The following is an 11,659-nucleotide window of genomic DNA, read 5'->3' on the forward strand; positions in this document are numbered from 1 at the left end:
CGAATATCTTTCACAAGCTGTTCTGCCGGGGCTTTCGCCGGCACGGATTTCTGTCTCATCTGCGCTCCTGAATGGGCTAAGATGAACCAGAAATCTCCCTTCAGAAAATACCCCGATTTGTCTCATGGGCGCTGACGCCGGACATGAGGTCGCTGTCTGGAATGCAGCCGGGGAAGGCGGGCTTTCCTGGCGCGTCCGCGACGACGGCGAAGTGGTCCGCATGATTCTGCCGCCCCAGGTCATCGACGAGGCGATGGAGAAGAATTGCTCCGACCTGGCGGGAAAGCCCAAGGACATTGAACCCAATGAACCCGCTGCGGCGAGGTTTGGAACCCAGACCGAGGTCCATCTCGATTCGACTTTCGCCGCCACGACCTTCCGGGAGCCGGGCTGGAATCTCAGACTGATACTAGGACAGGCAACACAGCGTTCGTCGGGCGCGCGTCTTCGTGGCTTGCGCATGGAACTGCTCTACGGGATGCTGACCCGCGTGCGATCAGCCGATGTCTGGTATACCGAGATTTCAGGTGCGATTGGAGCCCCGGCGCTTCCGCCACCCGACGTCTACGACAGTAGCAAACCGCACCTCAAGTCACTCGAAGCTCATCAATGGCGTGCTCAAGGCCGAGCGCACCCGTCTTGCCGTGGATAAGTTGTGGAAGACTCGTCCTGACGACGATCCTGTTCTCGAGGATGGCGTTTCGTTCGAAATTCGGCAAAGAGACGAGGCAAAGAATTCTGGCCCAGCGAGGTTGAGGCGGCCCGTCTCCGGCGATGTGCCGGAGAATGACAGTGAGACTGGCGGTCTGATCAAGTGGGAGGTGCTGAAGCGGGGGACCTTGCGCCATTGGGTTTTCGTGGCCTCGGCGTCGACTTGCGCGAAGGCGGTGGCGATGAAAGCCGAGACGGCGCGCCGTCCGCTCTTGCCGGCATGAGCGAGTGTGAATCGGCTTCAGAGAATGACCCCTCTGGCGCCGTAAATTCAGTTACTTGCCGTGCCGATCGGCGTTGGGATCCCACGCCGAACAACATTTCTGATCCAAATATCGGTTGTGGTGCTCAGTCATTCGCCCCTTTTCGATTGAAAGTGCGGGGCTTCTCCGATAGCTTGCAGAGATAGGCCAGTAACTGGGCGTGCCTAGTTTCGGTATGGGTCGTTTGGCTGGGCGTGAATGGTACCGATGGACAAGACGGAACTGCGATGGGGAGTCGGGCAGCGTCTCGAGTTCATTGAGTTCCGCCTGTTCTGGGACGGACGCGTGAACCGCAGTGACCTGATGCAGCAGTTCGGGGTCTCGGTGAATCAGGCGTCCGCCGACCTGAACCGTTACATCGGCTTCGCACCGGACAACATGGTCTACGACAAGTGCGCGCGGACCTACGTCCGTGGCCCCGGGTTCAAGTCCCGGTTCCTCGAACCTGACGCGAGCCGTTACCTCGCGCAGCTGCGGTCGGTGTCGGACGGGATCCTCGACCGTGAGGATGCGTGGATTGCCGATCTGCCGCCCTTTGCGTCCGCGCCGACACCTGCGCGCGGCGTCAATCCGGTGACACTCCGGTCGGTGGTAGGTGCCATTCGCCGCTCCGAGGCGATTGAGGTGAAGTATCAGTCCCTGTCCAGTCCGGAGCCGCGTTGGCGCTGGATTGTTCCGCACGCCATTGGGTTCGACGGATTTCGCTGGCACACCCGGGCATTCTGCGTGACCGACGAAGCGTTCAAGGACTTCCTGCTTTCCCGGATGCTCGAAATTCGAGGGTCGCGGGAGAGCAGAGTGCCTGCGGAGGACGACCGCGACTGGAACGACGAGGTCACACTGGAGATCGGGCCCCACCCCGCCCTCTCCGAAACCCAGGCCAGGGGCATCGCGCTCGACTACGGGATGCGTGGGGGCAAGGCGAAGATCAAGGTCAGACGCGCGCTACTGTACTATGCGCTCAGGCGCCTCGGGCTTGATACTGATCCTGGCGCAAGGAAACCGCAGGACCAGCAGATCGTGCTTCTCAACAGGGAGGTCGTCCATGAAGTTCATGGATAGACTGTCCCGCATCCTCGGCAATCGTGCCCAAGCGACGAGCGAACAGGAAAGCCATGTTCTCGGCTCTTTCGAGATTCGGCTGATTGCCGAAGGGAAGCCTGAGAAGCTTGCCGATTTCGCGGCATCATCCCGCCTCCACGCGACCGATCCGAAGGGGGACACGCCACTTCACCTAGCGGGCCGCATGGGGAATCTTGCCGTTTGCGATCTCTTCATTCGATCGGGTGCCAACCCCGCATCACTGAATCATAACCGGCAGACACCCGCTGATGTGGCATTTGCCGAAGGTCACGGTCTCGCTGCGCAGCTGCTGTCTTCGCTTGTTGCGAAGTCGCCGGAGCCGAAGACCGTCGATGAGCGCGAAGATATAGCGGAGATCGAGACCGCTCCGGCCGGGACCGATGCTGATCCAGAGCATCGTTTCACTTTGGTCCAGGGGATGGAGCCAAATGATACGACTGACAACCTTGATAACCTGCTGAGTTTTGAGGCTGAGGCAGAACCAGAGGAGTTCTTCGGTCAGTACACAGGGGAAGCGGCGTCGGGGACATTCATCGCGCTCATCAGTTCGGCACGTGCCGTTTCTGATGACGAGGATGGTGATTGGAATCTCGACTTTTCACCTGCAAATATTGCTGGAGGGGGCATTGATTCCAGCGCCGCAGCAGCCGTCGATCACGGTGCAGAGAATGACTTCCTGAAGGTCCGCAACCGCGGACGGCAATCGATCAAACGCGCTGTCGTCCAGACAGGCACGCGGCTGTCGATCGATCCGGCAATCTGCACCACCTGGGTAGAGCAGACGCTGGCGAAGGGATGGTGGTCATTCGAAGACGTCGATCGCCTCGTCGCCCATTGCGAAGGGAATGGCGATCTCGAGGAACTACGCATCAATCTCCAGCGGAACCTGGAAGCTGCGGGCTTCGACCTCGTTCAGGAGAACGGGCATGATGCCGCGCTCTGGGACGCCAGATCGGACATATCGCCCGATGACTTGCCTGATGCGATCGAGGCAGTCCTCACGCGCGCGACGCGGCTGCCAGGTACGCGGCGCTTCGTCATGGACAAGTCATACGAACTGCAGCTGCTGGAGCCTATGGTCCGGGCAAAGCAGGACCTCCAGCTGGGGATTCTCGCCTCCGAAGTTGCCGTCGAAACGATCCTCGATGTGGTCGACAACATCCGCGACGGTTTCCGAGATCCGGGCACTGTCTCCCTGCGGACCATTATTCCCTCGCGCCCGGGCCATGACGAGACGGCCGAGGTCATGGCCGCGGCAGAAACCCTGAAGTCCTGGCAGACCAATGGTCGCGTGATGGATGGTAAACGGCGAAGAGAAGCGCTCATGGCGCTCGATGCGCTCGATTTCTCTCTGGCGTTCCACAAGGAACTGGTCCGCATACTGAAACAGGATCCAGCGTGCCAAGAGCTCGCCGTCCATTTGGATGCACAGATTCTGATCTTCGAAGCCGCTACCGAGCGTCTTATCCGGGAGCACCTGCCTTATGTGCGGCGCTTTGCAGCACGGAACGTGCATGAAGGCGAAGAGCCGGAGGACGTCTTCCAAGTGGCCTTCATGGGGCTGCAGCGATCCACATGGCGCTTTGATCCAGAGCGCGGTTATCGCTTTCTCATTTACGCCACCTACTGGATGCGACAGGCCATCACGCGATGGCGTGCGGACGAAGGCACAGCAATCCGTGTTCCCGTTCATCGGCATGAAAATCTCACGAAGCTTGATCGTGCCATGGACAAGCTCGGCGTCCGGTCCAAGGGCATTGTTTCCGATGATGATCTCGCCGTGGAACTGGAATGGACAGCTGACCAGGTCCGGCAGTTCCGCAGCATTCCCCGCGAGGCTGAGTATCCCGAGAGCATTGACGACTGGGACGCTCTGCTGCCCGAGCAGGAAAACTCGGATGTCTTCGATCTGGCCGAGGCCGAAAGAATCATTGCGAACGCCATCGCTGAACTTCAGGAACGCCAGGCAGACATTATACGGATGCGCTTTGGGATCGGGCGCGACTCAGAAATGACCCTCGAAGAAATTGGTCAGCTATATGGGTTGACCCGCGAGCGCATACGTCAGATCGAAACTAAGGCGCTGAGGGTTCTGGGGCATTCCACCAGACTAGGCCGATTTGCCTTCTTGTTGGAAAGCTAATGTCTTGGGTGCAAGAAATGCTCCTCCTCACGCTGGTTCGATGCTCGAGTCTCTTCGGGGGCTCGGCTACGCGCCCCCGACCGCGCTAGCAGACTTGATCGACAACTCGATTTCTGCGGGATCAAGCACAGTCTCCGTTCACTTCGAATGGGCGGGTCCGGAAAGCTGGGTTCGGATCATTGATGACGGTTGCGGGATGGAGGACGCCTCGCTGGAGGCTGGAATGCGGCTCGGAGCACGCGATCCGAGGGCTCAACGCGCAGCGAGTGACCTTGGGCGCTTCGGGTTGGGGCTGAAGACGGCCAGTTTCTCGCAGGCTCGAAGACTGACTGTTGCCAGTCGGCAGAACGGCGGACGTGTTGTGTGCCTGCGCTGGGATCTCGACCTGATCGGTCAGGATCCGGCCGTCGAATGGCCACTGTTTGAGGGTCCCGCGCCGGGATCAGAGCATCTGCTTGCACCGCTCGACCAGTTGGACCACGGGACTGTCGTCCTCTGGGAGAAGCTCGACCGTATTGTGACCGATGGCTTCGCCGCCACCGACATGATCGAGCTCGTCGATCGTGTAGAGGCGCATCTTGCAATGACCTTTCATCGCCTTCTCGATGGCCAACAGCCCAAGCTTCGCCTCCTTCTCAATGGCAGAGGGGTGAAGCCGTGGGATCCGTACTTGATGGGACACCCCAGCAAGGCGCTTGAAAAACCCGAGAGTCAAATCCAACACACCACGGGTGTGACAGTCCAATGCCATGTTCTTCCTCATCGAGACATGCTCAAGCCCACCGAACAGGACGCCGCAGCCGGGCCTGCAGGATGGACGCAGCAGGAGGGCTTCTACGTATACCGCAATAAGCGTCTCCTTCTGGCCGGGGGCTGGCTGGGTCTGGGCGATGGCGGCAAGCCATGGCCGCGCGATGAAGCTCACAGGCTTGCCCGCATCCGGCTCGACATACCGAACAGCGCGGACGCCGAGTGGAAAATCAATGTCCTGAAATCGACGGCCAGTCCACCGGTACGACTGAGATCTCAGCTTCACCATCTGGCATCGGAAACTCGCGACCGAGCAAGACGGGTCTTTGCGCACCGGGGCCACATCACGCCAGTTTCCGGGTCACGTTCGAATGCTTTGACAGAGACTTGGCAGGTGCGCCGGTCGGCACAAGGAACATCCTACCGGATTGCCCGTGACCATGACCTCGTCGCCTCGATCCTGAATCGCGCCGGTTCGCTCAAACCCGACATCCTCGCTCTTCTCCGGCTCATCGAGGAGACGGTGCCAGTGCAACGCATCTGGCTGGATACTGCGGAAGACAAGGAGACGCCGAGGACAGGTTTCGCTGGGGCGACCGACAACGAGGTGATGGAGACGCTGTCCTCGATGTTTGAAGCTCTGATGAAGTATCGCGGTCTAAGCCCGACCGAGGCGCGCGAGCGGCTTGGCCGCACGCCCCCGTTCGACCGGCACCTCAATCTGATTGCAGCCATTGAAGTGAAAGACACACAATGACGATTTCGAACCAGAAGGCTTTCGATTCAATCCTTTCCATGGCGCAGAACATGCTCCGCCTCGCAGCGGAGCGCGCTCAGAGCCCTGTCACGCCGGAAATGATTGATAAGGAGATAAACAAGCTCTCGATCATGATGGAGGATGATTTTGTACTTGTCGATAGGGATGCACTCGTTGACGAACTGATCCGCCGATCAAGCCGCACGGTGGGCGAGAATGCTACCCTTTCTAGCGGTGAGGACCATGTCGCTTGGCTCGATGCGGATAGAAAGAAGGGCTGGACCTATTGGCAGCGCTACTCCGAGTATATGGAAGCACGCATCCCTTGGACGGCCTTAGATGCCCTTGACGTCGCCACGGACGAAGTCCTGTCACAACTCGAGGATCCGACCCGGGAGGGTGCATGGGATCGTCGCGGTCTTGTCGTGGGCCACGTTCAGTCGGGAAAGACCGGAAACTACACTGGGCTGATCTGCAAGGCCGCGGACGCCGGCTACAAGATCATCATAGTGCTGGCGGGCTTGCACAACAACCTCAGGGCGCAGACCCAGATCCGCCTCGACGAGGGATTCCTTGGCTTTGCCACCATCGCTGACGCTGACGAGCTTCCCGCGGTCGGGGTGGGACTAATCGATAAGGACACCTCCGTCCGCCCCAACGCTGCAACAAATCGAAGTGACAAGGGCGACTTCAATACGGCTGTTGCTGCAAAGATGAACATCAGTCCCGAACAACGACCGTGGCTCTTCGTGGTCAAGAAGAACAAGACGGTTCTCGAGCGTCTGCTGCACTGGATTCGCAACCGCGTCGCCAATCACGTCGACCCCGAAACCGGCCGCAAGCTCGTTACCAACCTGCCTCTAGTAGTGATCGACGACGAGTCGGATCATGGATCGGTCGACACGGGTGAAGATGTCGTGGACGAGTTTGGTAACCCAGACCTCGAACACGAACCCAAGACCATAAACAGGTTGATCCGGTCAATCCTCCATCACTTCTCGCGGAAGGCTTATGTCGGCTACACGGCGACGCCCTTCGCGAACATATTCATTCATGACCGCGGGGAAACACAGGAGCACGGACAGGATCTCTTCCCTGCCGCCTTCATCACAAGTCTTGCTGCACCATCGAACTATGTCGGACCGGGACGTGTCTTCGGATCGTCTTCCAGCATGCCCGAAGATCTGCCTCTGGTGCGTCCGCTGTCGGACAACGAATTCCAGCCTTGGATGCCGCCACGACATAAAATCGGCTATCGGCCGCGTTGGCGGGGCGAGGACCACGTGCCGGACTCGCTCGCAGAAGCGATCCGTTCCTTCGTTTACGCCTGTGCAGTGCGGAAGCTGCGGGGACAGAGCAGCAAGCATTCCTCGATGCTCATCCATGTCACGCGATTCACCTCGATACAGAACGTCGTCGTAAACCAGGTCGCCGATTACGTGCGCGATTTGAAGGGCCGCTACTCCCGCGGCATCGAGCTTGCGAACCTCGAGGCGTCCATGCGCAAGGAATATGAAGAGATCTTCCTGCTCGACATGCAGAGAATCCGCTACGCCTTCGTCGAAGGAGAGGTGCTGGAAGACTACTCGTGGGCGGCCATCCGTGCCGTACTCCCTGATGTCCTGTCCGATATTCGCGTGCGCGAGATCAACGGTACCGCGAAAGACGCACTCGATTATGCCGAAAATGATAGTACCGGCCTCAAAGTGATTGCCATTGGCGGCGACAAGTTGGCACGTGGTCTGACGCTCGAAGGTCTGTGCACGAGCTACTTCCTGAGAACTGCACGCATGTACGATACTCTCATGCAGATGGGGCGCTGGTTCGGCTATCGCGACGGCTACCTCGATGTCTGCCGCCTCTACACGTCGCAGGAAATGGTGGAGTGGTTCGGCCATATAGCCGATGCGGCCGAAGAGTTGCGCCAGGAGTTCGACAACATGGTCGCAGCAGGCGCCACGCCCAAACAGTTCGGTCTTCGCGTGAAATCGCATTCCGTGCTGACCGTCACCTCGCGAGCCAAGATGAGGAACGCTCGCGCAATGCAGTTGACCTATTCAGGCGATCTTCTCCAAACCATCGTGTTCCCCAACCGCAAGGACGACATCACGACGAACTTCAAGACTGCGGATCGCTTCATCAGGGCACTCGGCCCATCAAAGGACCTGAACGACCAGTTCTTCGTGCCAGATGGTAAGAAGTGGAATGGTCACCTATGGCGCGGTGTGGCGGCTCTGAGTGTGATCTCATTCCTTCGGGAGTACCGGACGCACCCGGCCAGCTTCCGGATCATGAGTCCGCTGATCGCAGATTTCATAGAGGAGATGAACAAGGATCGAGAGCTCACGAGCTGGACAGTCGCACTGATCGGAAAGGACAGTGGCCCGGACGACAAACACCGCACTGTAGGCGGTTGTTCGGTCAACATGCTGCAGCGGAATCGAACGACCGAACATGCGGATCGCTACTCGATAAAGACCCTGATCTCGTCTCGCGATCAGGCCATCGATCTGACCGAAGCACAATGGAAAGCGGCGCTGGAGCTCAGCCAGAAAACTTGGCGCAACGACACCGATCGCAACGAGGGCAAGGAGCCTCCGTCAGAACCGAGAGGTCCCCAGATCCGGCACGTTCTCGGGGAAGGCAACACTGAAACAGGCATCCCGGCTCGCCGGGAACGCGGCTTGCTGATGCTCTACCTGCTCGATCCGGAGGGTGCACGTGTCGACGAATTGAAGGACGCTGATCCTGTCGTTGCCTGGGCAATCAGTTTTCCATCCAGCACTTCCAAGAGAAGGGTCTCCAACTCGAGGTACATTGCCAACAGCGTACTGTGGGGAGGCCTCAATGAGTGGGTGGACTGAAGAAGGGCTCGTACGTGCGTGGCGAGCGCTTTCGCTCCGGGAAGCGGGTGAAGACTGGAGATTTGTCCACTTAACGGGAATGGGCGCTGCCTCGGTCGAAGCAGGTTGTCACTTTCCCCTCGTGAGGGAAGCACTGATCGTCTCCTTTCCAGGATCATGTCCGGTAGATTCGGCTCGGCTGCCCGAAGGCAAGGGCTTTGACGTCTCCCGAATTGAAGGTCAGGCTGTGCTCGCCGGGAAAACGGCCATTGCCCTCGTGAGGCGGCCCGAAGGTTCACGGGAAATTTTCGCCATCATGGTCGTCGATATTTTGAAGTCGCTCGAGGCCGCAGCCGATAAAGCGAACCGCGACATGATGGAGGCCTTCCTCAAACGTGTCAGGGAGTGGCAGGCGTTCATGGCTCGAACGCACCGTCCACTTTCCCCCGATGCGCAGATCGGCCTGCTCGGCGAGCTGTTGATGCTCAAACTGCTTGTAGACACTTCCGTCGGAGCGGGTGCTCTCGACTATTGGCGGGGACCGTTGCGGTCGGCACAGGACTTCCACGTTCGGGCTGGCGCAATCGAGGTGAAGAGCACAGTCCGAACTGGCAGCTTCCTTGCGCGGATCAACAGCATCGAGCAACTGGACGGTGACAGGGTGCCGATCTTCCTCTGCGCGTTCCGCTTCGAGGAAAACGCCGACGGGATATCGCTCGTCAGCCTTACTTCAGAACTCCGCGAGAAGTTTGTATTAGCTGGCGTGCAACGCGCATTCGAGGCGTTACTCATGGTGATGGGATTCCTCGACGAACATGCGACTCTTTACGGGCGCACGCTGTCAATGAAAGACGCGAGAGCTCTCCGCGTCGAAGGCGACATGCCGCGCCTAATGCGTGCCGCGCTGCCTGCTGCCATCCGTTCAGCTGCTTATGTGCTCGACCTTGACGCCCTCGAAATCCCTTCCATCGGGATTCCAGAGATGATCAACGAATTTGGACTGGAATGATATGAGCCTCGAAGATTTTCACCGCAACTTCCGTTCCGACCTGCAAACTACGATTGCCGAGCGTGTTGAGGCAGGTGAAGGACCATTCCCTTCGGAAGAGCTCGTCTTTGCCGAAACGGTGATGGAGCATGTGGCGGAGACAGTGATCTGCGAAGAGCCCGTAGTGTGTCACTGGAACGGCAAGGTCGGCAACGCAAAGCTGCGCATAACTGGCTATGCTCTTAGCGCTGACGAAACCGCCCTCGACCTGTTTGTCACCCACTACTTTGGAACCGAGCAACTTCAAGATCTTGCGGACTCGGATGCAGTAGCCACCGCCAGTGAAGGCGTTCGTTTTCTGTTTCGCGCTGCTAACGGGACCCTCGACGCAAAGATTGATCCGACCCATCCGGTCCGAGATCTTGTTGCGACTATCCGATCCCGCTGGAGTAGCCTCGACCGACTACGGGTGTTCGTGATTACCGACGGCAAGACGAAGACCAAGCGGTTCTCGAACAAGGAAGTCCAGAACAAGATGGTGGCCGTAGAGGCCATGGATATGGAGCGGCTGTTCCGCCACACTGATGGCAAGCCTCGGGACGAACTGGCTCTCAGTTTCGTCCAGTCCATAGGAAGGCCACTTCCTTGTGTCCATGTCCCCGACCCCGATGCTGACTATGAATATGCGCTGACAGCAATTCCGGGGCAGATCATTCGAGATCTCTACCTCAGGTTTGGGGCGCGGCTGCTGGAAGCCAACGTGCGGACTTTTCTGGGTGCCAAGAAGACCGTGAACAAGGGAATAGTAGAAACCCTCCGAAAGGAACCAGAGCATTTCCTCGCGTTCAACAATGGCTTGGTTCTCGTCTGCGACGAAGCGGCATTCAAACTTGGGGACGATGGAAACCTCGGGATTTCATTCTTGAGAGGTCTACAGATCGTAAATGGAGGCCAGACTACGTCCTCTATCTACTTTGCGTCACGTGACGATAAGACGATAGACCTCAGCCATGTCATGGTTCCCGCGAAGATCATTATTCTCAAGGAATCGCATGATGAGGCACGCGAACGGCTGATCAGCAACGTTTCCCGCTATGCGAACAGCCAGAACGCCGTGAAGATGTCGGACCTATCGGCAAACCGCCCGTTTCACGTCCAACTCGAAAAGCTGGCCAATGAAACCTGGTGCCCTGACGGCGCGTCACGATGGTTCTACGAACGCGCGGCTGGTGCCTACAACGTCATGATGTTGAGAGAAGGCAACACTCCTGCGAAGCGTCGGAAGCTGCAGCAGATGATCCCGCCAAATCGGAAGCTGACCAAAAATGACATTGCAAAATATCACGAGGCTTGGTGTGGCAAGCCGAACCAAGTAGCGTTGAAAGGTGAAAAAAATTTTGGGGCCTTCATGAAGGCGCTCGATGAAGATCCATCGATTGTGCCTGATCCACTTGATGCAAAGTGGTTTCGGAAAATAATCGCCAAGGCGCTCTTGTACAATTCAATTCAGCAAATGATCAATGCGAAGGCGGCAAAGTCGACATTTACTCAGGCTTGGAGTGACATCGCGACCTACGTTTTGTCTGTTGTCGCAGATCGTATGGGCGACAGGCTCGACCTTGAGCAGATCTGGATGCGGCAGGGTATCTCCGGTGGCCTGCGAGACCTGCTTTGGGACTGGGCCTTGGTCGTGAATACGGAGTTTAACAGGATCGCCCCGGGTCAGCAATTTTCGGAAGTGGCGAAGCGTGCAGATACGTGGATGAAGGTGAAATCTGCGGATTTTTCATCGCCTGGAACGGGAATAAGTGAGATCAAGCCTCTCTGAACGGAGGGCAGACCGCCAGAATGCCAAAATCAGAACAATTTTTATTGAAATTTTGCGGTGCGATAGAATATTCCTTCAGGAATCTCGACGGCGGCGTGATTTATTGCCAGCACTATTCAGCCTATAACGATCCGCTTGAATTCTGGAGCTGTCCGGCGTCAGCGCCCATGAGACAAATCGGGGTATTTTCTGAAGGGAGATTTCTGGTTCATCTTAGCCCATTCAGGAGCGCAGATGAGACAGAAATCCGTGCCGGCGAAAGCCCCGGCAGAACAGCTTGTGAAAGATATTCG

At 58.0% G+C, this 11,659-nt stretch carries 8 protein-coding genes; all 8 read left to right on the forward strand.

What is annotated here, in order from left to right:
* Window positions 1-124: 124 nt before the first annotated feature.
* Window positions 125-652 carry a hypothetical protein gene (locus BM177_RS18535; protein ID WP_091686663.1) on the forward strand — a complete coding sequence of 176 codons (528 nt, stop codon included), beginning with the start codon at window positions 125-127 and terminating at the stop codon, window positions 650-652.
* Window positions 653-1,181: 529 nt separating this feature from the next.
* A complete protein-coding gene (locus tag BM177_RS18545) occupies window positions 1,182-2,036 on the forward strand; it encodes a WYL domain-containing protein (protein WP_244532445.1) in 855 nt (284 codons plus the stop codon).
* Window positions 2,020-4,200, forward strand: a complete 2,181-nt coding sequence (locus BM177_RS18550; protein ID WP_175492703.1) for a sigma-70 family RNA polymerase sigma factor — start codon at window positions 2,020-2,022, stop codon at window positions 4,198-4,200. Before BM177_RS18545 ends, BM177_RS18550 begins: the two co-directional genes overlap by 17 nt.
* Window positions 4,201-4,240: 40 nt before the next feature.
* Entirely contained in the window at window positions 4,241-5,707 is a 1,467-nt protein-coding gene (locus BM177_RS18555) for an ATP-binding protein (protein ID WP_175492704.1), read from the forward strand.
* Window positions 5,704-8,571 carry a Z1 domain-containing protein gene (locus BM177_RS18560; protein WP_091686674.1) on the forward strand — a complete coding sequence of 956 codons (2,868 nt, stop codon included), beginning with the start codon at window positions 5,704-5,706 and terminating at the stop codon, window positions 8,569-8,571. The genes BM177_RS18555 and BM177_RS18560 overlap by 4 nt, the downstream gene beginning before the upstream one ends.
* A complete protein-coding gene (locus tag BM177_RS18565; protein ID WP_091686676.1) occupies window positions 8,555-9,559 on the forward strand; it encodes a PD-(D/E)XK motif protein in 1,005 nt (334 codons plus the stop codon). Before BM177_RS18560 ends, BM177_RS18565 begins: the two co-directional genes overlap by 17 nt.
* Window position 9,560: 1 nt before the next feature.
* Window positions 9,561-11,366, forward strand: coding sequence for an AIPR family protein (locus tag BM177_RS18570; RefSeq protein ID WP_091686678.1), 1,806 nt, complete (start codon window positions 9,561-9,563; stop codon window positions 11,364-11,366).
* Window positions 11,367-11,386: 20 nt separating this feature from the next.
* Window positions 11,387-11,659, forward strand: a 273-nt coding sequence (locus tag BM177_RS20410; protein WP_210185941.1) for a hypothetical protein, incomplete at its 3' end; no start/stop codon positions are given.

This window comes from Methylocapsa palsarum (genome assembly GCF_900114285.1).
Lineage (GTDB): Bacteria > Pseudomonadota > Alphaproteobacteria > Rhizobiales > Beijerinckiaceae > Methylocapsa > Methylocapsa palsarum.

Coding starts and splice junctions, on each gene's coding strand:
- BM177_RS18535 (WP_091686663.1), top strand. CDS start 125: ATGGGCGCTGACGCCGGACATGAGGTCGCTGTCTGGAATGCAGCCGGG.
- BM177_RS18545 (WP_244532445.1), top strand. CDS start 1,182: ATGGACAAGACGGAACTGCGATGGGGAGTCGGGCAGCGTCTCGAGTTC.
- BM177_RS18550 (WP_175492703.1), top strand. CDS start 2,020: ATGAAGTTCATGGATAGACTGTCCCGCATCCTCGGCAATCGTGCCCAA.
- BM177_RS18555 (WP_175492704.1), top strand. CDS start 4,241: ATGCTCGAGTCTCTTCGGGGGCTCGGCTACGCGCCCCCGACCGCGCTA.
- BM177_RS18560 (WP_091686674.1), top strand. CDS start 5,704: ATGACGATTTCGAACCAGAAGGCTTTCGATTCAATCCTTTCCATGGCG.
- BM177_RS18565 (WP_091686676.1), top strand. CDS start 8,555: ATGAGTGGGTGGACTGAAGAAGGGCTCGTACGTGCGTGGCGAGCGCTT.
- BM177_RS18570 (WP_091686678.1), top strand. CDS start 9,561: ATGAGCCTCGAAGATTTTCACCGCAACTTCCGTTCCGACCTGCAAACT.